The organism is Streptomyces canarius, from assembly GCF_014650735.1.
Taxonomy (GTDB): Bacteria; Actinomycetota; Actinomycetes; order Streptomycetales; family Streptomycetaceae; genus Streptomyces; species Streptomyces olivaceoviridis.
Window position 1 is genome coordinate 250,637 of the sequence record NZ_BMVN01000002.1, and the last position, 24,590, is coordinate 275,226.

A 24,590-nucleotide genomic window follows, 5' to 3' on the forward strand; every position below is an offset into this window, starting at 1 on the left:
GCGTGGCCGGCCACCGAAGACCCGCACCCGGCCACGCGGAGAACCCCGACGGCGACTAGCCCCTCAGTACCGCACCCGTACGCTCACCCGCGAGGGCGACCGCCGCGTCCCGCGCGGCCGACGCCTCGTCCACCGTCAGCGTGCGGTCGGCGGCCCGGAACCGGAGCGCGTACGCGAGCGACTTCCGGCCCTCCCCGAGCTGCTCGGCGTTCTCGTACACGTCGAACAGCCGGATGGACTCCAGCAGCTCACCGGCACCCTCACGCAGCGCCGCCTCGACCTCCACGGCCGGCACCGGCTTGTCGACGACGAGGGCGACATCCTGCGTGGCGACCGGGAACGTGGAGATGCCCGGCGCCTGCGGGACACCGTCGCCCACCGCCTCCAGGGCGTCCAGGTCCAGCTCCATCGCGCACGTGCGCTCGGGCAGCCCCAGGGCCTTGACGACCCGCGGGTGCAGCTCTCCCGCATGGCCCACGACCCGCTCCGCGCCGTCGGCGGCGACCACCAGCTCGGCACACCGGCCGGGGTGCCACGGACCGTACTGGCCCTTGCGGACGATCAGTTCGGCACCGGCTTCCCGGGCGACGGCACGCCCCGCCTCGACCGCGTCGGCCCAGTCGGCCGGACGGCCCTTGCCCCACCAGCCGGCCTGCTCACGGGCGCCGGCGAGGACGACGGCCACGTGCCGGGGCTGCTCGGGCAGCGCGGCGTTCAGCGCGGCGATCTCCTCCTCGGTGGGACGCCGGTCGACGGGCAGGTGCGTGGCGCCGCGCGACTCCTCGCGCGGCAGGAAGACCAGCCCGGTCTCGAACAGGGCCAGGTCGTGCGAGCCCCGGCCGTCGTTGCGCCGCAGGGCGCCGAGCAGGCCCGGCAGCAGCGTGGTGCGCAGCGCCGGCTCCTCGTCGCTGAGCGGGTTGACCAGCTTCACGACGCGGCGGGCCGGGTCACCGGCCGCGAGGCCGAGCTGGTCGAAGACCTGCTCGCTGACGAACGGGTAGTTCGGCGCCTCGACGTAGCCCGCGCCGGCCAGCGCCCGGCCGACCCGGCGGTGCAGCCGCTGGCGGTGGGTCAGGCCGCGGCCCGAGGGCAGCTTGGGCAGCGTGGAGGGCAGGTTCTCGTAACCCTCCAGACGGATGACCTCTTCGGCCAGGTCGTTCGGGTCGGCCAGGTCGGGACGCCAGGACGGGACGGTGACCAGCAGCTCGTCCTGCCCGTACACGTCGCAGCCGACCTGCTGGAGACGGCGTACGACCGTCTCGCGGCCGTAGTCGACGCCCGCGACCTTGTCCGGGTGACCGGCCGGGAGGGTGATGGTGTGCGGGGCCGAGGGCGCGATGATCTCGGTGACGCCGGCCTCCGCCGTACCGCCCGCGAGGAGGACCAGCAGGTCCACCGTGCGCTGCGCGGCGGCAGCGGCGGCCTGCGGGTCGACGCCCCGCTCGAAGCGGCGGGACGCCTCGGAGAGCAGCTTGTGGCGGCGGGCCGTGCGGGCGATGGAGACGGCGTCGAAGTGGGCGGCCTCGATGACCACGTCACTCGTGCCGTTGACGCCGTCCTCGGTGACCATGGGGGTCCCCCCGGTCGAGCGAAGCCGAGACTGGGGGAGGTCGGCGATCTCCGTGTTGGCGCCGCCCATCACACCGGCGAGGCCGATGGGGCCGCGCTCGTCGGTGATGACCAGGTCCTCGGCGTGCAGCGTGCGCTCGACACCGTCGAGGGTGACGAGCTTCTCGCCCTCCTGCGCGCGGCGCACCCCGATGGTGCCCTGGACCAGGGACCGGTCGTAGGCGTGCAGCGGCTGGCCCAGCTCCATCATCACGTAGTTCGTGACGTCGACGGCGAGCGAGATCGGGCGCATGCCGACCTTCTGGAGCCGGCGCTGGAGCCAGATCGGGGAGCGTGCCTCGGGGCGCAGGCCGGTGACCGTGCGCGCGGTGAAGCGGTCGCAGCCGAACGGGTCGGTGACCTGGACCGGGTAGCCGTAGGCGTTCGGCGCGGGGACGTCGATCAGCGCGGGGTCGCGCAGCGGCAGGCCGTAGGCGATGGCGGTCTCGCGCGCGACACCGCGGATGGACAGGCAGTCGCCCCGGTTGGCGGTGACGGCGATGTCCAGGACCTCGTCGACCAGCTCCAGCAGCTCGATGGCGTCCTTGCCGACCTCGGTCTCCGGCGGCAGCACGATGATGCCGTGGGTGCCGTCGTCGCCCATGCCCAGCTCGTCGCTGGAGCAGATCATGCCGTGGGAGGTCCTGCCGTAGGTCTTGCGGGCGGCGATGGAGAAGCCGCCGGGCAGCGTGGCGCCGGGGAGGACCACGACGACCTTGTCGCCGACCTGGAAGTTGCGGGCGCCGCAGACGATCTCCTGGGGCTCACCCGTGCCGTTGGCCTGGCCGACGTCGACGGTGCAGAAGCGGATCGGCTTCTTGAAGCCCTCCAGCTCCTCGATGGTCAGCACCTGGCCGACGACCAGGGGGCCCTTGAGGTCGGCGCCGAGCTGCTCGACCGTCTCGACCTCCAGACCGGCCGAAATGAGCTTGGCCTGGACGTCGCGCCCGGTCTGAGTCGCCGGCAGGTCGACGTACTCCCGCAGCCAAGAAAGCGGGACCCGCATCAGATCTCCATCCCGAACGGCCGGGTGAACCGGACGTCACCCTCGACCATGTCTCGCATGTCTTCGACGTTGTGGCGGAACATCAACATCCGCTCGATGCCGAACCCGAAGGCGAAACCGCTGTACTTCTCCGGGTCGACGCCGCAGGCGGTGAGCACCCGCGGGTTGACCATGCCGCAGCCGCCCAGCTCGATCCAGCCCTCGCTGGAGCAGGTGCGGCAGGGCCGGTCGGGGTTGCCGACGGACTCGCCCTTGCAGACGTAGCAGAGCATGTCCATCTCGGCGCTCGGCTCGGTGAAGGGGAAGAAGTTCGGCCGCAGCCGGGTCTTCATGCCCTCGCCGAACAGCGACTGGACCATGTGGTCCAGGGTCCCCTTGAGGTCGGCCATGGTCAGGCCCTCGTCCACGGCGAGCAGCTCGACCTGGTGGAAGACGGGCGTGTGCGTGGCGTCCAGCTCGTCGGTGCGGTAGACGCGGCCCGGGCAGATCACGTAGACCGGCAGCTCACGGTCGAGCAGGGAGCGGATCTGGACCGGCGAGGTGTGGGTGCGCAGCACGACACCGGACTCGGTGCCGCCGTCGGGCCCCTGGACGAAGAAGGTGTCGGCCTCGCCGCGCGCCGGGTGGTCCGGGCCGATGTTCAGGGCGTCGAAGTTGAACCACTCCGCCTCGACCTGGGGGCCCTCGGCGACCTCGTAGCCCATGGCCACGAAGATGTCCTCGATGCGCTCCGAGAGCGTGGTCAGCGGGTGCCGGGCACCGGCCGGGACGCGGTCGTACGGCAGGGTGACGTCGACGTCCTCCTCGACCAGCACGCGGGCGTCCCGCTCGGCCTCCAGTTCGGCCTGGCGGGCGGCGAGGGCCTTGTTCACGGCGCCGCGGGCCATGCCGACGCGCTTGCCGGCCTCGGCCTTGGCGTGCGGGGGCAGGGCGCCGATCTCCCGGTTGGCGAGGGCCAGCGGGGAGGCGGGGCCGGTGTGGGCGACCTTGGCCTCGTGGAGCGCGTCGAGGGAGTCCGCGGCGGCGAAGGCGGCGAGCGCCTCGTCCCGCATGCGCTCGATCTCTTCCGGTTTCAACGCCTCGACCTCGACAGGGTCGTACGACTTATTGGGTGCCGACATCTCTTCCCGTGCTTCCGATTGTCCCCCAGCTGACGCTGGGGGGTGCCCCCTGGCGGATGGTCCCCGTGACCGGCGTAGCGGGCCGTGCAGGACACAAAGGTGCCAAAGGCCGAGTCTAACGGGGTGGACGTAGACGAATGGCCCGTGGGCCGCTAGACCCACCCGTCACCCGCCACCGCCCTATACGACGCTACGCGGCACCTCGAATTCAAACGCCGGCGCGCTCACGGGCAACGTAAATCGGAACTCGGCGCCGCCGTCGGCGGCCCGGCCGACCGTGATCGTGCCGCCGTGGGCCTCCACGATGCCCTTGACGATGTACAGCCCGAGACCTGTGCCGCCGCGCTTGCTGCCCCGCCAGAAACGGGTGAAGACGCGGTTCATGGACTCCTCCGGGATGCCGGGCCCCTCGTCGCTCACGGTGACCGACGTGCCGATTTCCTCGCCCTCGCGCGGGGACGGCGTGGGCGTGACGTCAATGGTGACGGTTCCCTCGCCGTGCCGCACGGCATTTTCGATGAGGTTGCTGAGCACCTGGTCGATCTTGTCGGGATCGGCCCACAGGGCGGGCAGCGGCTGTTCGATGCGGAGCAGGAAGCGGTCGGCGGGCTGGCCGGCGGCGACGTAGGCCTGGATGTGCCGGGAGACGGCGGCTCCGATGTCGACGGGCTGGCGGCGCACCTCCAGCCGCCCGGAGTCGATCCGCGAGATGTCCAGCAGCTCGGCGATGAGGCGGGTGACGCGGTCCGCGTCGGCGTCGACGGTCTCCAGCATGAGCCGCTTCTGGTCGTCGGTGAAGCGTTCCCACTTGGCGAGCAGGGTGGCGGTGAAGCCCTTCACGGAGGTGAGCGGGGAGCGCAGCTCGTGGGCGACGGTGGCGATCAGCTCGGCGTGGCTGCGCTCGGTGCGGCGGCGGGCCTCGGTGTCCCGGAGGGAGACGACCACGCTGCGCACCGGTCCCAGCGGCTCGTCGCGCACGTAGCGGGCGGAGACGAGGACCTCCCGGCCGCCGGGCAGCAGCAGATTGCGCTCCGGCTGCCGCACCCGGATGGCGAGCCCGCCGTACGGGTCGGTGAGCTGCCACCAGCGGCGCCCCTCCAGGTCCTCCAAGGGCAGCGCCTTCTCCAGGGACTGTCCGAGGGCCTCGGCGGGCCGCACCGCGGTGATCCGCGCGGCGGCGGCGTTGAAGCAGGTCACGCGGCCGTGTTCGTCGGCGACGACGAGGCCGTCGGGCAACTGGTCGGGATCGACGCCGGAGCCGGCGCACCGGGACACGGGCGCGCGCCGCGCGTCCCGTCCTTCCGGCGCGGTGCTCGTGCCGGCCACACTCATCCCCGTACCCCACCTCTCAGACGGCGCAGGGCCCCGCGCTGGTCACCCTACTAGCTCTCGGTGACGGAGCGGCACCCTCCGGAGGCGCGCTGTGCACGGGCCGACGCGTAGAGACATACGGCGGCGGCGGTGGCGAGGTTCAGGCTCTCGGCCTTCCCGTGGATGGGGACGCGTACGACGGCGTCGGTGAGGGCGCGGGTCTCCTCGGGCAGCCCCCATGCCTCGTTCCCGAACACCCAGGCGGTGGGGCCGCCCATGGTGCCCTTGTCCAGCTCCTCGTCCAGGTCGCGGTCGCCGGCCCCGTCGGCGGCGAGGACGCGCACCCCGGCCTCCTTCAGTGCGGCCACGGCCCGCTCGACGGGGACGCCGACGGCGACGGGCAGGTGGAAGTGCGAGCCGACGGAGGCCCGGACGGCCTTGGGGTTGTACAGGTCCACGGAGGCGTCGGTGAGGATCACCGCCTCGGCGCCGGCGGCGTCGGCGCAGCGCAGCACGGTGCCGGCGTTGCCGGGGTCCCGCACATGGGCGAGGACGGCGACCAGCTTCGGCCGGGCGGCGAGGATGTCCTCGAACGGGGTGTCCAGGAACCGGCAGACGCCGACCAGGCCCTGCGGGGTGACGGTGGTGGAGATGTCGGCGATGACCTCTTCGGACGCCAGGTGCATCCGGGCACCGGCGTCGCGGGCCGCGCCGATGATGTCGGCGTACCGCTCCGCGGCCTCCACGGTCGCGAACAGCTCGACGAGGGTGGGGACGCCGTCGACCCGGTGCCCGGCAGCCTCCCGGACGGCCTGCGGCCCCTCCGCGAGGAACAGCCGGTCCTTCCCCCGGAAGTTCCGCTTGGCCAGCCGCCGGGCGGCGGAGACACGGGTGGAACGGGGGGAGATCAGCTCGGGGGTGGGCATCCTCTGGGTCACCTTCAGCGAATTTCAACGTGCGGCGGGTCCGGTGCCCCGCAGGGGCGCGGGGAACTGCGCGAGCGACCACGACGGGCCCGCACTCGAACGACGGCCGACCCGGCAACGACAGGACCCGCAAGCCATACAGCCTGCGGGTCCTACGGTGAGCGTCGACTCAGAGCCGGCGCGGCGTCACGCGGCCTTGGGGGCGTTCACGTCCGACGGCAGCGCCTTCTGCGCGACCTCGACGAGCGCCGCGAAGGCGTTCGCGTCGTTCACGGCCAGCTCGGCCAGGATCTTGCGGTCGACCTCGACGTTCGCGGCCTTCAGACCCTGGATGAAGCGGTTGTAGGTGATGCCGTTGGCGCGGGCAGCGGCGTTGATGCGCTGGATCCACAGCTGACGGAAGTCGCCCTTGCGCTTCTTGCGGTCGTTGTAGTTGTAGACCAGCGAGTGGGTGACCTGCTCCTTGGCCTTGCGGTACAGGCGCGAGCGCTGACCGCGGTAGCCGGAGGCCTGCTCCAGGATCGCCCGGCGCTTCTTGTGGGCGTTGACTGCCCGCTTGACGCGTGCCACTTGTTAACTCCTTGTAGCGGGGTCGTGGTGGTGCTCACACGACCCGGAATCGATTCGGTCCCGGTCCCGACGCACGGCGCTCAGAGCGCCGCCGCGTCACTTGCCGAGAAGCTTCTTGATCTTCGCGGCGTCGCCCGGGGCCATCTCGGCGTTGCCGGTGAGGCGACGCGTGACGCGGGACGACTTGTGCTCAAGCAGGTGGCGCTTGCCGGCGCGCTCACGGAGCACCTTGCCGGAGCCGGTGACCTTGAAGCGCTTGCTGGCACCGCTGTGCGACTTGTTCTTCGGCATAGCGCCGTTATCTCCTCGTCGGTGGCGCTCCGGTGCCCGGTCGTGAAACCGGGCACGGTGGAGCGTCGCTCTCTTCTTTCGGTTACATCCTCGGGGACGTACGCAGACGTACATCCCCCGGGATCACGCCTCGGCCGGCTCCTCGGACGGTGCGTCGGCCTCGGCAGGGTTCTGCGACTTGCCGGGGTTCGCCTTCGCGTCGGCCTTGCGGGCCTCCTGCGCCTGGCGCGCCTCGGCCATCGCCTCGGTCTTCTTCTTGTGCGGACCGAGGACCATGATCATGTTTCGGCCGTCCTGCTTCGGGTTCGACTCCACGAAGCCGAGGTCCTGGACGTCCTCCGCGAGCCGCTGCAGCAGTCGGTAGCCCAGCTCGGGGCGGGACTGCTCGCGACCACGGAACATGATCGTGATCTTGACCTTGTCGCCCTGCTTGAGGAACCGGACGACGTGACCCTTCTTGGTGTCATAGTCGTGCGGGTCGATCTTCGGCCGGAGCTTCATCTCCTTGATGACCGTGTGCGCCTGGTTCTTGCGCGCCTCACGGGCCTTCATGGCCGACTCGTACTTGAACTTCCCGTAGTCCATGAGCTTGCACACGGGCGGACGGGCGTTCGCCGCGACCTCGACCAGGTCCAGGTCGTACTCCTGCGCAAGCTCCAGTGCCTTCGCGAGCGGCACGATGCCGACCTGCTCGCCACTGGGACCGACAAGTCGCACCTCGGGAACGCGAATCCGGTCGTTGATGCGGGGCTCGGCGCTGATGGATCCTCCTCGGTAGCACCACACGGCGGTCTGGCGGACAGCCGCGTAACGTCTCTTTTCGTTAGACCTAACCGCGCCGAAGCACAAAAAATGCCCCGGACGATCACAGGCGGGGCTCCAAACAACCGGAGCACCGCCGCGATGTCGCGGGGCGCGCTTTCGGGCGACTCCATCGTCCGTACGGAACGATGGCGGCCGCCTGACCGGATGACCCGCCGTCCCGGAGGACGGTCAGGTGGGAGATCGGAGCCTCCACTTGTGGGCCGGACACAATCAGGTCCAGCCGGTCGTCCTCCAGATTAGCAGGATCGCTTGACAAGGGCGAATTCAGGGGCGCCGGGCGCGACCACCTATGGTGTGGGGCATGAGTGACACCCCTGCCGAGCCTTCCCAGGCTCCCGACTTCGACGCGATGACCCGGGACATCGCCGAGGTCCCCGCCGTCGAGGTGATCGTGACGGTCGCCGTCAACCTGATGAGCGCCGCCGCCGTGAAGCTCGGGCTGAGCGAGGAGGGCGAGAAGTACAAGGACCTGGACGAGGCCCGCAAGCTGATCACCGCGCTCGCCGGTCTGCTGGACGCGAGCGCCACCGAGGTCAGCTCCTTCCACGCGGCTCCGCTGCGCGACGGCCTGAAGTCGCTCCAGCTCGCGTTCCGCGAGGCGTCGATCGTCCCGGACGAGCCGGGCCAGGGGCCGGGCGAGAAGTACACCGGCCCGGTCTACGGCTGATCCGCTCCCGCACGGCCGACCTCTTCCTTCACGTACAGGGGCTCGCCCGGAGGCGTGGTCCCGGCCGGCAGCAGTGCCAGGTCGAGACCGCGCACCAGGCGGGCCCGCAGTGTTTCGTCGGCCGCCAGCCGCTCGGCGATCGCGCGGGCCGCCTCGGCGGGCGGCGCGGCCGGGTCGAGGACGAGGGCGAGGGTGCCGTCGGCCTGTCCGGGCCCGAGGTGGGCGCGCAGCACGGCGGGCTCCGCCGCCACCGCCGTACGGACGGCCCCCACCACGGCGGGGTCGGCGAGCGGGTCGATGCTGGTGCGGCCCTCGGCGAGGGCGAGCAGCGCCGGGCCGGTCAGCTCGAACGGCACCGGCCCGGCGAGGTCGAGCACGACCGTGTCGGCCTGCTCGTGCGCCGCGGCCTGGAGGGCCTGGTGCAGGGGTACGGCGACCGGGCGGGCCGCGGGGTCCCAGCGGGCGAGGGAGTCGGTCGAGGTGAAGGCGGGCAGCGCGGTACGGCCGCCGGCCTTCAGGGTGGGCACGGCCATGTCGCTGGTCTTCTCGCGGCGCAGGCCGTTCTCGTCCTCCTCCACCTCGCCGAGCACGGCGACGACGGGAACCAGCAGGCGGGCGCCCCTGAGCGCCTCCAGGACGGGCCCGAGTGCGCTGCGGTCCTCGGCCCAGGCGGCCAGCGCCGCGCTCAGCCGGGGGTCGGCGGAGCCGTCGTCGTCGGAGAAGCCGGGGTCGGGAATGTTCTTGTTCGCCACGGTCCCCGACCCTATAGGGGGCAGGCCGCCGGGCTCGTGCGGGGCCGAAAACGCGGGCGTCAGCGCGTTCACAGGAATCCCGGTCTTCCCTGACCCGGCTCTCAGCTCCGTCCAACAGCGCGCACAGCCCTCGCGCCGAGCATCGCGGCATGGAGTCCTCCGGAGCCCGCCGTGGCCGCCGCGCGCGCCCGTCCCGGCGCCGTGCCTTCCTGCGCACCGCGCTCGCCGTCGTCACCGTGGGCGGGGTCACCGCCGCCGGCACGGTCTGGGTGAAGGGCCGGGCACCCGCCGGGGCCGTGGCCGTATCGTCGGCGGCGGCGCCCTCGGTCACCGCCTCGGCCGGGGCCGGTAGGGAGGCGTCCGTGCGGGAGCCCGCGACAGTGGACCGGCAAGCGGTTCTGAGCGCCGCCATGGCGGAGGTCGAGGTGCCGTCGGGCGCGCGGGTGTCGGCGGCGGTGCTGGCGCCGGAGTCCGGGGAGAGCGCCGTGTACGGCGACGCCTCCTTCGACACTGCGAGCATCGTCAAGGTCGACATCCTGGCCGCGCTGCTGCTCCAGGCGCAGGACGCGGGCCGGCGGCTGACGGCGCAGGAGCGGGCGTACGCCGCGAGGATGATCGAGAACAGCGACAACGCCTCCGCGACGGCGCTGTGGCACACGATCGGGCGGGCGGCCGGACTGGACGCGGCGAACGAGCGCTTCGGGCTGACGGACACCTGTGGCGGGGACGGTGGGCTGTGGGGGCTGACCCGGACCACCGCGGCGGACCAACTGGCCCTCCTCCAGCAGGTGTTCGGGGAGGGCTCGAAGCTGAGCGCCGCCTCGCGGACGTATCTCCAGGGGCTGATGAAGTCCGTCGAGCCGGATCAGCGGTGGGGGGTGTCGGCCGCCGCCGAGGGCGACTCCTGGGCGCTGAAGAACGGGTGGCTGCCACGTAGCACGACGGGATTGTGGGACGTGAACAGCATCGGCCGGGTGACGGTGGACGGGACCGACTACCTGGTGGCGGTGCTGTCGGACGGCACGGCGAGCCAGGCGCGGGGGATCTCCCTGGTGGAGGCGGCGGCGAAGGCGGCGGTGTCGGCGTTCGGCCGCTCCTGATCCGGCGGGGCGGCAACAAGTGCCTTAGGCTGCGGGGGACTTGACGACGACCAGGCCGGAGCACGGGGTTCTCTTCGCCGACGTCCCGGGTCCGGTCGCGGAAGGAGTGCTGTGCCTCCCGTACGCCCCACTCGCCGTTCCCTCATAGCCGGTGGCATCGGAGCCGTCGTGGCCGCCACCGTTCCCCTGTCGACGGCCGCGCGGGCCGCGGCGGTGACCGGACTCCGGCTGGCCGGGCCGACCGGGCCCGCGCCGGTGGGTGCGGTGGCGCTGCACCTGGTCGACGGGGCGCGGACCGATCCGTGGTCGGGACGGCCGCGTGAGCTGATGGTGACCGTCACCTACCCGGCCGTGGACGTCCGGGACCGCCCGCCGCTGCCGTGGCTGCCGCCGGGTGCCGAACGGGCGCTGAAGGCAGCGTACGGCGGCGTGCTGGACGCCTACGCACTCCCGCGGACGCACAGCGCGGACCGCCCCGCGGCCCGGCCGGGCCGCCGGCCGGTGCTCCTGTACTCCCCGGGCGCGGGCGAGGACCGCACGTTCAACACCCTGGTGGTCGAGGAACTGGTCTCCTGGGGCTATGCCGTGGTCACGGTCGACCACCCCTACGACTCGGGCGAGGTGGAGTTCCCCGACGGCCATGTGGTGCTCGGCCTCCGTCGCGACGGCGCGGAAACGGTCGCGGTGCGCGCCGCTGACCTGCGGTTCGTGCTCGACTCCCTGGCCGTGCTGGTCCGGGGCGGCAACCCGGACGCCGGACGGCGCCGGCTCCCGCGCGGGCTGCGCGGGGCCCTGGACCTCACCCGCGTGGGCGCCTTCGGCCACTCCCGGGGCGGTGCCGCCGCGGCGGCCGTGATGGACCTGGACCCACGGGTGCGGGCCGGCGCCGACCTGGACGGCTCGGTGTCCGGGCCCGTGGTCGGGCGCGGTCTGGACCGGCCGTTCCTGCTGATGGACACGGCGGTGCACGACGGACTGAACAAGGATCGGTCCTGGTCCGAGTTCTGGCCGAACCTGCGTGGCTGGCGCCGTTGCCTGCGGCTCGCGGACGCCGGGCACCACTCCTTCACCGACCTCGTGGCCCTCGCCCCCCAGCTTCCGCCAGGGCTGCCGTTGCAGGTCGGCACGATCCCCGCCGACCGGGCGGTGGCGGCCGTACGGGCCACGGTGCGGGCCTTCTTCGACCTGCGGCTGCGGGGCCGCCCCGACACCGCGCACCTGCTGGACGGCGCTTCGCCCCGCTACCCGGAGATCGGGTACATCGCCGGGTAGCGGCTCAGGCCGAGTGCCTGCGGCCCCGCCACAGCATCACCCCGGCCACCAGCAGGACCCCGCCCGCGCCGCCCGCGAGCGGGGCCGCCCAGTCGGAGGGGCCGCCCGTGGCGCCGGGGCTGTCCGGGCCGGCGCCGAAGTACTCCTCGCCGTAGGACGCGGGCTTCAGGCCCCGGGGTTCGACCCGGGCGGCGGCTCTCAGGGCCGCCGCCGGGTCGATCATGCCGAAGCCCCGGGAGTCGTCCCGGCCGCCGACCGGGGCGTCCCTCGCGGTGTCCTCCAGGAGCTTCTTGATCTGGGCCGGGGAAAGGCCGGGGTGGGCGGCCTTGATCAGGGCCGCCGCGCCGGAGACGAAGGCCGAGGCGGCGCTCGTGCCCCAGCCCGCGTAGTACTTGTGGTCGGGGTCGGCGATGACGACGTCGACGCCGGGCGCGCTCACGGCCGCGTACCAGCGGCGGGTGGAGAAGGCGGCGCGGGTGCCGTACTTGTCCACGGCGGTCGCGGCGATGACGCCCGGGTAGGCGGCCGGGTAGGAGACGTGGTCGCCCTTGTCGCCGCCGTTGCCCGCGGACGCGACGACGACCACGCCCTTCTTCAGGGCGTACTGCACCGCCTCGTCCTCGCCGGGTTCGGGGTGGGCCGAGTTCGAGTCGTCGCCGAGGGAGAGGTTGATGACGTCGGCACCGTGGTCGGCGGCCCAGCGGATGCCGTCGGCGAGGGCACTGCCACGGGAGGTACGGGCCTTGGCGCGGGCCGGGTCGCCGTCCTCCAGGATCACCCGGACCGGCAGGATCTTCGCCTCGGGGGCGACGCCCACGACGCCGTCGGAGCCGCCGGGCCCGTGGCCGTGCCCGGCGATGATGCCGGCCATGGCGGTGCCGTGCCGGGCCCAGGTGCGGTCGCCGGGTCCGGCGCCGAAGCCGATCATGTCCTTGCCGGGCAGGACGTTGCCGTCGAGGTCCGGGTGGTCGGCCTCGACGCCGGTGTCCAGGACGGCGACGGTGACGCCCCGGCCCTTGCTGGTCCGCCAGGCCTCGTCCAGGTGGAGGGCGCTGAGGCCCCACTGCTGGGCGCGGATGCCGTCGGCGTGGGCGGCGGACGGCAGCAGGGCGAGGGGGACGGCGAGCAGCAGGCTCACCGCCGCCTTGGCGGCGTGCCTGGCCGCGTGCGTCATGAGGGCTTCTCCGTGGCCGTGCCGACGGTCTTGCGCAGGCGCCGTTCGATGCGGTCGGCCAGGCCCTGGGCCTCGTTGCCGAGGCCGGCCTGGGCGGGTGCCGTGGTGGCGCCGGAGCGGACGGCGTCCGCGGCGGGCTGGGGCGTGTCGACGGTACGGCCGTCGGCCCAGCCGGAGACGGCGTACGCGACGACGGGGGCGTCGGTGAGGACGGCGACGGTCCACGAGGCCCGCTGCCGGTCCCCGAACCCGGCGGCTGCCGTGCCGGCGGCGGCGTACGGCCGGGGCATCAGGTCGGCGCGGCTGTCGAGGTGTTCGTCGCGGAAGCGGGCGGCGAGCGCGGACATCGCGGCCGGGTCGGCCTTGGTGAAGAGCAGGCCGACGGTGGTGACGTACGTCTGGGTGGCGTCGGTGTAGGTGGCGCGCAGCAGGCGCTGGCAGCCGACGGGGGCGAGGGCCTCGTGCAGCAGCGGGTCGAAGGCGTGGGCGCAGCCGCTGTCCCGGGCGACGGCGATCCGGGTCCAGGTGCGGTCGGCGCCGCCGGGGCCGGCGCCCGTGCCCTGGACGGTGGGCGGGAACAGTTCGTCCACGGGCACGCTGTGCCAGAGGGTCCGGGCGGTGCCGAAGGCGTTCCCGGCGCCGTCCGCCCCGCCGTCCCCGGTGAGCCAACTCCCGGTCGCGGCACCGCCGATGAGCCCGAGCCCGAGCACGAGACAGGCAGCGGCGGCGACGGTGCGCGCCCCGACACGGGGACGCGTCCGCCCCCCGAACCCCTCCGGCTCCCCGAACGACACGAACGGCCGCCCCTCGGTTCCGGCCCCCCAGGAGTGAGTGGGGTCGGGCGCGGGACGCACGGGACGGGCGGGAGCCGGGGGACTCCAGACCCCGGTCCGGCCGTCCGTCCGCCCGGACCCGGGGGCGGCACCGGCACGGTCGCCCTCTCCACCGGTACGGGGGTCCCCCGGCGCCCCCACGGAACCGGCCGAAGCGGAGCCGGTGGGCGCGGTGGGGGCCGAGCCGGGGAGCCGCAGGCCGGGTTCCGGAGAAGGCGGTGAATCCGGCGTACGCGACGACACCGGCGCAGGCGGGGACACCGGCGGAGGCGAAGGCACCGGCGCAGGCGGGGTGGCCGGGCGGATCGGGCGTAGTCGTGTCGTCGTCTCCGGCGGGGTTTCGGCCGGCGCGCCCTGTGCCCCGGGCTCCCGGTCCGGGCGGAGCCGTGCCGTGCCGGTCTCCGGGGCCGTCTCCGCCGGGGTCACCGGGATCACCGAGGCCGTCGGAGCGGTCGGGGCCGGTGCGCCGGCGGAGCCGGTACCCGGCGGGGCGTCGGGGAACCGGGCCGAGGCGGGCGGTGGGGGCGGGCTCACGGGGGCGGGGGCCTCGGGCACGGCCGACGGGCGCGGGCGGTGGGCGCGCGGGACCGCGTCGGGTACGGGCCGTGCACCGCGGGGGGTGAAGACCGACGGCTCCTCGTCGGGGTCGTCGTCCGGCCGAGGCGGTGCGGAGGGTGCCGGCGGGCGCTGGGCCGGGGGCCCCGGGGGAGTCGACGGGCGACGCGGGACCGGGGCGTGGCGGGCTCCCGTGCTCATGCACCCCCCGTTTCCTCGTGCCCGGGCCGTCTCCTCGTACGCGGGCCGGTCTGCTGCTCGGCCGCGCCCGGTGTGGAAGCTCCTTCCGGGCACGCATACCCGTACGGCTGGACCGGCATCCCGGTTCACGTGGTGGCCGGACGCGTTCCGCCGTACGTGCGCGTCACTCTACGGGTTGTCCGGGAGAGAAGGAGAACCAGTCCACGGGCCAGGGGCATCTGCCCGGAACGTCCCCCTACCCTGCGGTAATCCTGTCTGGCAGGCTTCCGTCATGACTGCGCGCGCCGCCGACCGGGCCCGTTACGACCGGGCCACCGCCCATCTCGACGCCCCTCTCGCGATCGTGGACCTGGACGCCTTCGACGCCAACGCGGACGACCTGGTCCGCCGCGCCGGGGGCAAGCCCGTGCGGGTCGCCAGCAAGTCGGTCCGCTGCCGGGCCCTGCTGGAACGCGTCCTGGCCAGGGACGGCTTCCAGGGCATCATGTCGTTCACCCTGGACGAGTCGCTGTGGCTCGCGCGTTCGGGGTTCGAGGACATCCTGCTGGCCTATCCGTCGGCGGACCGGGCCGGGTTCGCGGAACTGGCCGCCGATCCCAAGCTGGCCGGTGCCGTCACCGTGATGATCGACGATCCGGCGCACCTGGACCTCATCGACGCGGCCCGCGACGGCGGACGTGAAGTCGTGCGGGTCTGCCTGGAGTTGGACACCTCGCTGAAGCTGCTCGGCGGCCGGATCCGGGTCGGGGCCCGGCGTTCGCCGCTGCACTCCCCCGCCCAACTCGCCGAGCTGGCACGGTCCGTGTCCCGGCGGCCGGGCTTCCGGCTGGTGGGGATCATGGCGTACGAGGGGCATGTCGCCGGGGTCGGGGACGCGGTCGCCGGGCGGCCCCTGCGCTCGCGGGCGATCCGGCTGATGCAGGCCGGAGCCCGGCGGGAGCTGGCGGAGCGGCGGGCCGCGGCCGTCCGGGCGGTCCGGGCGGTCGCCCCGGACCTGGAGTTCGTCAACGGCGGCGGCACCGGCAGCGTGCAGCACACCGCCGCCGAGGACGCGGTGACCGAGATCGCGGCCGGCTCGGGGCTGTACGTGCCGCGCCTGTTCGACAACTACACGTCCTTCACCGGCCGTCCGGCCGCGCTCTTCGCCCAGCCGGTGGTCCGGCGGCCGGGCGTGGGCGTCGTCACCGTGCTCGGCGGCGGCTACCCGGCCTCCGGCGCGGCCGGCCCCGACCGGCTGCCGGTGCCGTACCTGCCGGAGGGCTTGAGGTACGACCCGCAGGAGGGCCCCGGCGAGGTGCAGACCCCGCTGCTCGGCTCGCCCGCCGACGACCTGCTCATCGGCGACAGGGTGTGGTTCCGGCACGCGAAGGCGGGCGAGCTGTGCGAGCGGTTCGACACCCTGCACCTGATCGAGGGGGACACGGTGACGGCCGGCGTGCCCACCTACCGGGGTGAGGGGCGTACGTTCCTCTGAGCCGTCCTACAGGGGCGTGACGTAGGCGCCGGCGATGCCGCCGTCCACCAGGAAGTCGGTGGCGTTGACGAAGGAGGAGTCGTCGCTGGCCAGGAAGGCGACGGCGGCGGCGATCTCCTCGGCCTCGGCGAACCGGCCGACCGGGATGTGGACGAGCCGGCGCGCGGCCCGCTCCGGGTCCTTGGCGAACAGCTCCTGGAGCAGCGGGGTGTTGACCGGGCCGGGGCACAGCGCGTTGACCCGGATGCCCTCCCGGGCGAACTGCACGCCCAGTTCGCGGGACATGGCGAGGACGCCGCCCTTGGAGGCCGTGTAGGAGATCTGGGACGTGGCCGCGCCCATCCGCGCCACGAACGACGCGGTGTTGATGATGGAGCCCCTGCCCTGGCGGCGCATGTAGGGGAGGGCGGCCTTGCAGCACAGGTAGACGGAGGTGAGGTTGACCTCCTGGACGCGCTTCCATGCCTCCAGCCCGGTCTCCAGGATGGAGTCGTCGTCGGGCGGGGAGATGCCGGCGTTGTTGAACGCGATGTCGACGCTGCCGTAGGTGTCGTACGCGGCCTTGAACAGCGCCTCGACCTGCTCGGGGTCGGTGACGTCGGTCTTCACGAAGAGTCCGCCGACCTCGTCGGCGGCGGCCTTGCCGCGCGCCTCGTCGACGTCCGCGCAGACGACGTGGGCGCCCTCGGAGGCGAGCCGGCGGGCACTGGCGAGTCCGATGCCGCTGCCGGCTCCGGTCACGACGGCGGTACGGCCGGCCAGGCGGCGGCAGACACTGGTGTCGGTCACGCTGTTGTCGGTCACTGTGCGGGGACCTCCGTGCTGAGGAAGACGTTCTTGGTCTCGGTGAAGGCGGTCAGGGCGTCGGGGCCGAGTTCCCGGCCGAGGCCGGACTGCTTGTAGCCGCCGAACGGGGTCCAGTAGCGGACGCTGGAGTGGGAGTTGACGGACAGGTTGCCCGCGCGGACGGCCTGGGACACGCGCAGGGCGCGGCCCACGTCCCGGGTCCAGACGGATCCGGAGAGGCCGTAGGGGGTGTCGTTGGCGAGGCGGATCGCGTCCTGCTCGTCGGTGAAGGGCAGCAGGACGGCGACCGGGCCGAAGATCTCCTCGCGGGCCGCCGGGCTGTCGTGCCGCTCGCCGGTGAGCACGGTCGGCGGGAACCAGAAGCCGGGGCCGTCGGGGGCCTTGCCGCGCAGGGCCGGGGCGTCGTCGGGGACGTAGGACCGTACGCGGTCCCGTTGCCGGCCGGAGATGAGCGGGCCCATCTGGGTCTTCTCGTCGGCCGGGTCGCCCACGACCACGGCGGCCAGCGCGTCGGCGAGGAAGGCGCGGGCCTCGTCCAGCACCGTCTCCTGGACCAGGACGCGGGTGCGGGCGCAGCAGTCCTGCCCGGCGTTGTCCAGGAAGGAGAAGGGGTCGAGGGCGGCCTTGAGGTCGGCGTCGGCGAAGACGACGTTGGGGCTCTTGCCGCCGAGTTCGAGGGTGACCGGTTTGACCAGGCGCGCGCAGCGTTCCATGACCTCGCGCCCGGTGCGGGTGGAACCGGTGAACACGATCTTGGCGACGTCGGGGTGGTCGACCAGGGCGCGTCCGGCGGTGTCGCCGTGACCGGGCAGCACCTGGAAGAGGTGCTCGGGCAGGCCCGCCTCCAGCGCCAGTCGGGCGAGGCGGAGCGCGGTGAGCGGAGTGGTCTCGGCGGGCTTGAGGAGGACGGCGTTCCCGGCCGCGAGTGCCGGGAAGGAGCCCCAGGCGGCGATCGGCATGGGGAAGTTCCAGGGGGCGATGACGCCGATGACGCCCAGCGGTTCCTGGAAGGTGACGTCCCAGCCGCCGGGGACCGGGATCTGCCGGCCGACCAGGCGCTCGGCGCCGCCGGCGGCATAGAGGAGCACGTCGCGGGCGTTGCCGGCCTCCCAGCGGGCGCCCGCGACGGTGTGGCCGGCCTCGCGGACCTCCAGCCGGGCGAGTTCCTCGGTGTGGGCGTCGACCACGTCGGCGAAGCGGCGCAGCAGCCGGGCCCGGTCGGCGGGGGCGAGGGCGGCCCACCCGGTCTGGGCGCGGGCGGCGCGCACGACGGCGGCGTCCACGTCCTCGGCGGTGGCGGCGGGGACGGTGGCGACGACCTCTTCGGTGGCGGGGTTGAGGACGGTCAGCTCGTTCGGGTCGGACACGTGGTGACCTTTCACAGGCGTTCGAAGGAGCGGCGCAGCTCCCAGTCGGTGACCGCGGCGTCGAAGGCCTCCAGCTCGACGCGCGCCATGTTGCGGTAGTGGGCGACGACCTCGTCGCCGAAGGCGGCCTTGGCGATCGGGCTGTTCTCCCACAGCCCGGCGGCCTCGCGCAGCGTGGTCGGCACCCGCGCGTGGTCGGCGGCGTAGGCGTTGCCGGGGCAGGGCTCGGGCAGCTCCAGCTTGTGCTCGATGCCGTACAGACCGGCCGCGACGAGCCCCGCGACGGCGAGGTGGGGGTTCACGTCCCCGCCGGGGAGGCGGTTCTCGAAGCGCAGGGAGCGGCCGTGGCCGACGACGCGCAGGGCGCAGGTGCGGTTGTCGTGGCCCCAGGCGACGGCGGTGGGGGCGAAGGAGCCCGGCTGGAAGCGCTTGTAGGAGTTGATGTTGGGGGCGTACAGCAGGGAGAAGTCGCGGAGCGCGGCGAGCTGTCCGGCGAGGAAGTGCCGCATCACCTCGGACATGCCGTCGGGTCCGGCCATCGCGTTGGTGCCGTCGGCGTCGGCGAGCGAGAGGTGGATGTGGCAGGAGTTGCCCTCGCGCTCGTTGTACTTGGCCATGAAGGTGATCGAGACGCCCTCCTGGGCGGCGATCTCCTTGGCGCCGGTCTTGTAGAGGGCGTGCTGGTCGCAGGTGCGCAGGGCCTCGTCGTAGCGGAAGGCGATCTCGTGCTGGCCGGGGTTGCACTCGCCCTTGGCGGACTCGACGGTGAGGCCGGCGCCGGCCATGTCGTTGCGCAGGCGGCGCAGCAGGGGCTCGATGCGGCCGGTGCCGAGGATGGAGTAGTCGATGTTGTACTGGTTGGCCGGGGTCAGGCCCCGGTAGCCCGCGTCCCAGGCCCGCTCGTAGCTGTCCTTGAAGACGATGAACTCCAGCTCGGTGCCGACCTGGGCGGTGTAGCCGTGCTCGGCGAGCCGCTGGAGCTGGCGGCGCAGGATCTGGCGGGGGGCGGCGACGACCGGGGAGCCGTCGTTCCAGGCGAGGTCGGCGATGAGGAGCGCGGTGCCCGGGTGCCAGGGGACGCGGCGCAGGGTGGACGGGTCCGGGTGCATGGCGAAGTCGCCGTAGCCGCGCTCCCAGGAGGACATCGTGTAGCCGTCGACGGTGTTCATCTCGGTGTCCACGGCGAGCAGGTAGTTGCAGCCCTCGGTGCCGTGGTGCAGGACCTCGTCGAGGAAGAAGCGGGCGGCGAACCGCTTGCCCTGGAGGCGCCCTTGCATGTCGGGGAAGGCCAGGACGACAGTGTCGATCTCACCGCTCGCGACCAGGGCGTGCAGTTCCTCGACGCTGAGCGGGGGTGTGCGGTCTGCCACGTCAGAGCCTCCTTCGGCGCCATCGCGCTTCTTCGGCCGGGCCGGGAGCCATAAGGTATTGCCGCGAACCATTGCTTGGGAAGGGGGTGCGCGCGGATGTCGCGGGAGGCGGATGCGCGAACGGCGGACGACCGGCTCGCTGCGGTGCTGCGGCCGGTGCGGGCGGGCAACGGCTTCGAGGAGGCGCTGGAGCAGGTCCTCCAGGTCGTACGGCTCGGTCTGGTGCCGGCCGGCGAGCGGCTCCCGGCCGAGCGGGAGCTGGCGGAGCGGCTCGGGATCAGCCGGGTGACACTGCGCGAGGTGCTGAAGGTGCTCCAGGACCAGGGCCTGGTGGAGGCGCGGCGCGGGCGGTACGGCGGAACGTTTGTGCTGCCGCGCCCGGACGCGGGCGGCGAGGACGAACTGCGGCGCCGGACCGCCGAGGTCGACATCGAGGACGTGCTGCGCTTCCGCGAGGTGCTGGAGGTGGGCGCGGCCGGGCTGTGCGCGGCGCACGGGCTGGCACCGGAGCACGCGGAGCGGCTGCGGGAGGCGCTGCACCGCACGCACGAGGTCCCGCTGACGGACTACCGCCGGGCGGACACGCTGTTGCACCTGACGCTGGCCGAGCTGTGCGGTTCGCCGTCGCTGACCGCGCGGTACGCGGCGGTGCGGGCCACGGTCAACGACCTGCTGGACTGCATCCCGCTGCTGGTGCGCAACCTGGAGCACTCCCAGCGCCAGCACACCGCGCTGGTGGAGGCGGTGCTGGACGGGGACGCGGACGGGGCGCGGGAGATCGCGCGCGAGCACTGCGCGGGTACGGCGGCGCTGCTGCGGGGTTTCCTGGCGTGAACCCGCCCTGGAAAGGTGTACCTGTGAACCTTTGACGTCGAGGAGGGCAGCATGACCGTACGGCCGCTGATCGGGGTGAGCACGTATCTGGAGTCCGGCGTGCGCTGGGGGGTGTGGGAGCTGGACGCGGTGCTGCTGGCGGCCGGCTATCCGCGGCTGGTGCAGCGGGCCGGCGGGCTGGCGGCGCTGCTGCCGCCGGACGCGCCGGAACACGCCGCGGCGGCGGTGGCCCGGCTCGACGCGCTGGTCGTCGCGGGCGGCCCGGACGTCGACCCGGCCCGGTACGGCGCCGAGCGCTCGCCGCGCACGGGGCCGCCCGCGCCGGAGCGGGACGCCTGGGAGCTGGCGCTGATCGACGCGGCGCTGGCGGCGGGCGTGCCGCTGCTCGGGGTGTGCCGGGGCATGCAGCTGCTGAACGTGGCCCTCGGCGGCACGCTCGTCCAGCACCTCGACGGGCACGCGGAGGTGGTCGGCGCCTTCGGCGAGCACCCGGTGAAGCCGGTGCCCGGGACGGTGTACGCCCGCATCGTGCCGGAGGAGGTGACGGTGCCGACGTATCACCATCAGGCGGTGGAACGGCTCGGCGAGGGACTCGTCCCGTCGGCCTACGCGGCGGACGGCACGGTGGAGGCCGTCGAACTGCCGGCGGAGCGGGGGTGGGCGCTGGGGGTGCAGTGGCATCCGGAGATGGGCGAGGACGTGCGGGTGATGGCGGCGCTGGTCGCCGCGGCGGGCTGAGAGCCGTCCGGCGTTCGGCCACGTGCTCTCGGCGGGTCCGGGGCGGTCGCCCGCACGGTTCCCCTCGGGGCGCTTCAGCCCCGGGTCAGGGACAGCAGTTCCCGGGCCGGGCCCGTGGGGCGGTGGCCCGTCGGCCATACCGCTCTCAGGTCCCGGCGCAGGGAGACGCCCTCCACCGGGATGCTGACCAGGCGCCGCATCCCCAGCTCCTCCCCCACCGCGAGTTCGCTGAGGACGGAGGGGCCCGCGCCGCTGACGGCGGAAGCCTTCACCGCCGTCGTGGAGGACAGCTCGATCAGCGGGCGGGCCAGACCGCCGAGGGCCGCGTCCAGGACCTGACGGGTGCCGGAGCCCCGCTCGCGGAGGATGAGCGGGGTCGCGGCCAGTTCCGCCGCCGTCAGGGGCCGTCGGCGGCGGGCCCACGGGTGGGCGGGCGCGGTGACGACGATCAGCCGGTCGCGGGCGATGACCGTGGAGTCCAGGCCCGTGGGCACGGTCAGCCCCTCCACGAAGCCCAGGTCCGCCTCGCCGGCCAGCAGGAGTTCCGCGACCTTCGCCGAGTTCCCGGCGAGCAGCGAGACCGCCGTGTCGGGCCGCTCGGCGTGCAGCGCGAGGAGCCAGCCGGGCAGCAGGTACTCGGCGATGGTCATGCTCGCGGCGACCCGGAGCCGTGAGTCCCGCCGGTCCCGCAGCGCCCGCGCGCCCGCGTCGAAGGCCGCCGCCGCCTCCACCACCCGCCGGGCCCAGTCCGTGACCAGGGCGCCGGCGTCGGTGAGCCGGGAGCCGCGCGGCGAACGGTCGACGAGGGCCACGCCCAGCTGCCGTTCCATGGAGCGGATCCGGCTGCTGGCGGCCGGCTGGGTGATGCCGACCTCGCGCGCCGCCGCGCCGAGACTGCCCAGCCGCGCCACCGCGAGCAACAGCTCCAGCGCGGCGAGGTCCGGCACCCGGTGCGCCAGCGATTCCGTGCGTAGCCCCTCCGCCTCGCTCATAAGACCAGCTTATGCCCTCATAGACCCGTGCTCCCTGGTCCGGGCGGTCCGCCGGCGGGATCTTGGACGCATGGTCACCGCAGCCCAGCCCCTGCCCCTCCCCCGCACCGCCCGGCTCCGTCACCTGGGCCCGAACTGGTACGCCTCCGTGATGGGCACCGCGATCGTCGGTTCGGCCGGTGCCGCGCTGCCCGGCCCGGCGCACGGGGCGCGCGGTGTCTTCGCGGCCTTCTGGGCGCTGTCCCTGCTCCTGCTGACGGCCCTGCTGATCGCGCGGGTCCTGCACTGGAGCCGCCACCGCGACCAGGCCCGCGCCCATCTCCTCGACCCGGCCATGGCCCCCTTCTACGGCTGCCTGGCCATGGCACTGCTCGCGGTGGGCGGCGGCGCCCTGACGGCCGGCCGGGAGCTGATCGGCACGCGTACGGCCGTCGCCCTGGACGCCGTGCTGTTCACCGCCGGTACGGCGGTCGGGCTCGGGGCGGCCGTGGCCGTGCCGTACCTGATGGCCGTACGGCACCGCGTCGATGCCGCCCAGGCCTCCCCGGTGTGGCTGCTGCCGCTGGTCGCACCCATGGTGTCGGCCTCGGCCGGTCCGCCGCTGGTGCCCTACCTGCCGCCGGGGCAGCTCCGGGCGACCCTGCTGCTGGCCTGCCTCGCGCTGTTCGGGCTGAGCCTGCTGGCCGTGCTGCTGACACTGCCGCTGGTCTTCGCCCGGCTGATCACCACCGGACCGCTGCCGCTCGCGCTGACCCCGGCGCTGTTCCTGGTCCTCGGCCCGCTCGGGCAGTCCACCACCGCCGTCGGGCTGATCGCGGACGCCGCTCCGGGCGTCGTGGCGGCCCCCTACGACCGTGGCCTCGCCGTCTTCGCGGTGCTGTACGGGGTGCCCGTGACGGGGTTCGCGCTGCTGTGGCTGGCGCTCGCGACCGCGCACGTGGTGCGGGCCCGGCGGCGGGGCATGGGCTTCACGCTGACCTGGTGGGCGTTCACCTTCCCGGTGGGAACCTGTGTCACCGGCGCCGCGATCCTCGCCCGGCACACCGGTCTCACGGTGTACGACGCCCTGGCGGCCGGTCTGTACGGCGTCCTGGTGGCGGCCTGGCTCACGGCGGCGCGCGGCACCGTGCGCGGTCTGCTCAGCGGCGCGCTGCCCGCAGCGCCCCGGCCAGCACCCGTGGCGCTTCCGTCAGGGACGGGCCGTACCAGGTCAGATGCCGTCCGCTGACCAGGGCGCAGGGCAGCCCCCGGAACGCCTCCGGGCCGTCGTCGGCGGTGAAGCGGTACGGCTCGTCGGGCAGGACCACCAGGTCCGGCTCCCGGGCGCGCAGTTCGTCCAGGGGGATGCGGGGATAGCGCTCGGGGTGGTGGGCGTACACGTGGTCCACGCCGAGGCGGGCGAGGACGTCACCCGCGAAGGTGTCCCGGCCGAGGACCATCCAGGGGCGCCGCCAGACCGGTACGACCGCTGTCCTGCGCTCCGCCGGCTCGGGCAGGGCCGCCCATGCCTCCGCCGCCTCGGCCAGCCAGCCGGGCCGGCCGGCCGCGCCGCACGCGGTGAGCACCCGGTCCAGTTCGGTGACGGCCTGCGGCACGCTGCGCACCTCGGTGACCAGCACGTCCAAGCCGGCCGCGCGGAGGGCGTCGAGGTCGGGCGCGCGGTTCTCCTCCTCGTTGGCGATCACCAGGTCGGGGGCGAGCGCGATGATCTTCTCCACGTCCGGGTTCTTCGTACCGCCGATCCGGACGACGTCCAGCTCCCGCGGACGACTGCACCAGCCGGTGGCGCCGACGAGGGCTCCGGGGAGCGTCCTCGCCACCGCCTCGGTCAGTGAGGGGACGAGGGAGACGACGCGCGCGCCGAAGGGGCGCGGGGAACCGCCCGACCGGCCACGACGGACCCGCGGACGCGGGTGGTCCGGCACCAGCCCGTCCGGTGGGCGCTCAGCGTGTGCGATCCTGCACCGCCTCGATGTGCTCGGCCACCGCCACCACGATCACCCGCGTGTCCGGCACCGTGGCCCGCCACCGGTGCCGTACCCCGCCCGTCAGGTACAGCGTGTCGCCGCGCCCGAGCCGGTACGCGCGCCCCTCGGCCTCGATCTCCACCGCGCCGTCGGCGACGTACATCAGCTCGTCGTTGCGGTGCTGGAACTCGCGGCCGGCGTCGTGGTCGCCGGTGAACTCGGAGGCGTGCAGCTGGTGGTGGCCGCGCACGAGGGAGCGGGTGCGCGGGTCGAAGTCGCCGTCGGCGACGGCCTCGGCGCGGACGACGTCCACGCTGGCGGCCGGGTCGGCGGCGGCGAGGAGTTCGACGGCCGTGGTGCGCAGGGCGTCGGCCAGCTTCTCCAGGGAGGTGCGGCTCGGGCGGGCCCGGTCGTTCTCGACCTGGCTGAGGAAGGGCACCGAGAGGCCGCTGCGCTCGGCCACGACGGCGAGGGTCAGTTCCAGCGCACGACGGCGCCGCCGGACGGCCGCGCCCACCCGCACGGGCTGCTGCTCTTTGTGGTCGCCCATCGCTCCGGCTCCCTCCCTCGCTCGTCGTGCCGCTCTCCGGGTGCCCGCTGTGGGGCACACCTCTTCCGATGACTTCTCTGCACCCTACGCATGTTCGGCAAACCGTTTCACGTGCCTGTCACATCCCTGACACTTCCGTGATCCCCGACCCCCACGGTTCGCGCCAGCGCTCGGGGGCCGGGGAGCGCTCCGGGACCCGGTCACCCTGGAGGATGAACACGCCGTCCAGCTGGGCCGGGTGTCCGGACACGGGCCACCGCTCCTCACGGCGGGTGATTG

At 73.8% G+C, this 24,590-nt stretch carries 24 protein-coding genes; 7 read left to right on the plus strand and 17 right to left on the minus strand.

Features of this window, described 5'->3' with window-relative positions:
• Positions 1-55 precede the first annotated feature (55 nt).
• The 7 genes from IE294_RS03640 to infC all read right to left on the minus strand — a co-directional run bounded on the left by IE294_RS03640 (position 56) and on the right by infC (position 7,619).
• Positions 56-2,614 carry a phenylalanine--tRNA ligase subunit beta gene (locus tag IE294_RS03640; RefSeq protein ID WP_189882193.1) on the minus strand — a complete coding sequence of 853 codons (2,559 nt, stop codon included), beginning with the start codon at positions 2,612-2,614 and terminating at the stop codon, positions 56-58.
• The gene (pheS, locus tag IE294_RS03645; RefSeq protein WP_189882196.1) at positions 2,614-3,735 is read right to left on the minus strand and encodes a phenylalanine--tRNA ligase subunit alpha; all 1,122 of its coding nucleotides are present in this window, start codon (positions 3,733-3,735) and stop codon (positions 2,614-2,616) included. Before pheS ends, IE294_RS03640 begins: the two co-directional genes overlap by 1 nt.
• 180 nt (positions 3,736-3,915) lie before the next feature.
• Entirely contained in the window at positions 3,916-5,067 is a 1,152-nt protein-coding gene (locus IE294_RS03650) for a sensor histidine kinase (protein ID WP_189882198.1), read from the minus strand.
• Between the two features lie 50 nt (positions 5,068-5,117).
• Positions 5,118-5,972, minus strand: coding sequence for a TrmH family RNA methyltransferase (locus IE294_RS03655; RefSeq protein ID WP_189882200.1), 855 nt, complete (start codon positions 5,970-5,972; stop codon positions 5,118-5,120).
• A gap of 186 nt (positions 5,973-6,158) precedes the next feature.
• Positions 6,159-6,542, minus strand: coding sequence for a 50S ribosomal protein L20 (gene rplT / locus IE294_RS03660; protein ID WP_006141703.1), 384 nt, complete (start codon positions 6,540-6,542; stop codon positions 6,159-6,161).
• Between the two features lie 96 nt (positions 6,543-6,638).
• On the minus strand, positions 6,639-6,833 hold the full coding sequence (gene rpmI / locus IE294_RS03665) for a 50S ribosomal protein L35 (RefSeq protein WP_004933563.1): 195 nt from the start codon (positions 6,831-6,833) through the stop codon (positions 6,639-6,641).
• Between the two features lie 123 nt (positions 6,834-6,956).
• The gene (gene infC / locus IE294_RS03670) at positions 6,957-7,619 is read right to left on the minus strand and encodes a translation initiation factor IF-3 (protein ID WP_189815006.1); all 663 of its coding nucleotides are present in this window, start codon (positions 7,617-7,619) and stop codon (positions 6,957-6,959) included.
• Between the two features lie 340 nt (positions 7,620-7,959).
• On the opposite strand from infC, the gene IE294_RS03675 reads away from it, so the two are divergent.
• On the plus strand, positions 7,960-8,325 hold the full coding sequence (locus IE294_RS03675) for a DUF1844 domain-containing protein (protein WP_189882202.1): 366 nt from the start codon (positions 7,960-7,962) through the stop codon (positions 8,323-8,325).
• Here the strand turns inward: IE294_RS03675 and IE294_RS03680 are convergent.
• On the minus strand, positions 8,316-9,077 hold the full coding sequence (locus IE294_RS03680) for an SseB family protein (protein WP_189882203.1): 762 nt from the start codon (positions 9,075-9,077) through the stop codon (positions 8,316-8,318). The two genes, IE294_RS03675 and IE294_RS03680, sit on opposite strands and share 10 nt — an antisense overlap.
• Before the next feature lie 149 nt (positions 9,078-9,226).
• Between IE294_RS03680 and IE294_RS03685 the strand changes: the two genes are divergently transcribed.
• Both IE294_RS03685 and IE294_RS03690 read left to right on the plus strand, forming a co-directional pair.
• The gene (locus IE294_RS03685) at positions 9,227-10,177 is read left to right on the plus strand and encodes a serine hydrolase (RefSeq protein WP_189882205.1); all 951 of its coding nucleotides are present in this window, start codon (positions 9,227-9,229) and stop codon (positions 10,175-10,177) included.
• A gap of 111 nt (positions 10,178-10,288) precedes the next feature.
• Entirely contained in the window at positions 10,289-11,449 is a 1,161-nt protein-coding gene (locus tag IE294_RS03690; RefSeq protein WP_229917010.1) for an alpha/beta hydrolase family protein, read from the plus strand.
• 4 nt (positions 11,450-11,453) lie between these two features.
• Here the strand turns inward: IE294_RS03690 and mycP are convergent, their stop codons facing one another.
• Together mycP and IE294_RS48950 are read right to left on the minus strand one after the other, a co-directional pair.
• Positions 11,454-12,623, minus strand: a complete 1,170-nt coding sequence (gene mycP / locus IE294_RS03695; protein WP_189882207.1) for a type VII secretion-associated serine protease mycosin — start codon at positions 12,621-12,623, stop codon at positions 11,454-11,456.
• A complete protein-coding gene (locus IE294_RS48950; RefSeq protein ID WP_268252765.1) occupies positions 12,620-13,417 on the minus strand; it encodes a hypothetical protein in 798 nt (265 codons plus the stop codon). Before IE294_RS48950 ends, mycP begins: the two co-directional genes overlap by 4 nt.
• 1,066 nt (positions 13,418-14,483) lie before the next feature.
• On the opposite strand from IE294_RS48950, the gene IE294_RS03705 reads away from it, so the two are divergent.
• Complete coding sequence (locus tag IE294_RS03705; RefSeq protein WP_189882209.1) at positions 14,484-15,686, plus strand: amino acid deaminase/aldolase; 1,203 nt, start codon at positions 14,484-14,486, stop codon at positions 15,684-15,686.
• 6 nt (positions 15,687-15,692) lie between these two features.
• On the opposite strand, the gene IE294_RS03710 is transcribed toward IE294_RS03705, so the two are convergent.
• From IE294_RS03710 to IE294_RS03720, 3 genes are read right to left on the minus strand one after another with little or no spacing between them, the layout of a single operon-like run.
• Complete coding sequence (locus IE294_RS03710; RefSeq protein ID WP_189882541.1) at positions 15,693-16,475, minus strand: 3-oxoacyl-ACP reductase; 783 nt, start codon at positions 16,473-16,475, stop codon at positions 15,693-15,695.
• 11 nt (positions 16,476-16,486) lie between these two features.
• A complete protein-coding gene (locus IE294_RS03715) occupies positions 16,487-17,860 on the minus strand; it encodes an aldehyde dehydrogenase family protein (RefSeq protein WP_189882211.1) in 1,374 nt (457 codons plus the stop codon).
• Positions 17,861-17,871: 11 nt separating this feature from the next.
• Entirely contained in the window at positions 17,872-19,230 is a 1,359-nt protein-coding gene (locus tag IE294_RS03720; RefSeq protein WP_189882213.1) for a glutamine synthetase family protein, read from the minus strand.
• A 96-nt stretch (positions 19,231-19,326) separates the two neighbouring features.
• Between IE294_RS03720 and IE294_RS03725 the strand changes: the two genes are divergently transcribed.
• Both IE294_RS03725 and IE294_RS03730 read left to right on the plus strand, forming a co-directional pair.
• Entirely contained in the window at positions 19,327-20,064 is a 738-nt protein-coding gene (locus tag IE294_RS03725) for a FadR/GntR family transcriptional regulator (protein ID WP_189882215.1), read from the plus strand.
• A gap of 51 nt (positions 20,065-20,115) precedes the next feature.
• Positions 20,116-20,802: a gamma-glutamyl-gamma-aminobutyrate hydrolase family protein gene (locus tag IE294_RS03730; RefSeq protein ID WP_189882217.1), complete on the plus strand. Its 687-nt coding sequence runs from the start codon at positions 20,116-20,118 to the stop codon at positions 20,800-20,802.
• A gap of 74 nt (positions 20,803-20,876) precedes the next feature.
• On the opposite strand, the gene IE294_RS03735 is transcribed toward IE294_RS03730, so the two are convergent.
• Positions 20,877-21,794, minus strand: a complete 918-nt coding sequence (locus IE294_RS03735; RefSeq protein ID WP_189814803.1) for a LysR family transcriptional regulator — start codon at positions 21,792-21,794, stop codon at positions 20,877-20,879.
• 70 nt (positions 21,795-21,864) lie between these two features.
• Between IE294_RS03735 and IE294_RS03740 the strand changes: the two genes are divergently transcribed.
• Positions 21,865-23,022 (plus strand): TDT family transporter, encoded by a 1,158-nt coding sequence (locus tag IE294_RS03740; protein WP_189882219.1) that lies wholly within the window; start codon positions 21,865-21,867, stop codon positions 23,020-23,022.
• Here the strand turns inward: IE294_RS03740 and IE294_RS03745 are convergent.
• The 3 genes from IE294_RS03745 to IE294_RS48955 form a co-directional block, all read right to left on the minus strand.
• Positions 22,934-23,626 (minus strand): helical backbone metal receptor, encoded by a 693-nt coding sequence (locus tag IE294_RS03745; protein ID WP_229917016.1) that lies wholly within the window; start codon positions 23,624-23,626, stop codon positions 22,934-22,936. The two genes, IE294_RS03740 and IE294_RS03745, sit on opposite strands and share 89 nt — an antisense overlap.
• A gap of 112 nt (positions 23,627-23,738) precedes the next feature.
• Positions 23,739-24,311: a helix-turn-helix domain-containing protein gene (locus IE294_RS03750; protein WP_014671662.1), complete on the minus strand. Its 573-nt coding sequence runs from the start codon at positions 24,309-24,311 to the stop codon at positions 23,739-23,741.
• A gap of 118 nt (positions 24,312-24,429) precedes the next feature.
• Positions 24,430-24,561 carry a hypothetical protein gene (locus IE294_RS48955; protein WP_268252766.1) on the minus strand — a complete coding sequence of 44 codons (132 nt, stop codon included), beginning with the start codon at positions 24,559-24,561 and terminating at the stop codon, positions 24,430-24,432.
• Positions 24,562-24,590: the final 29 nt, after the last annotated feature.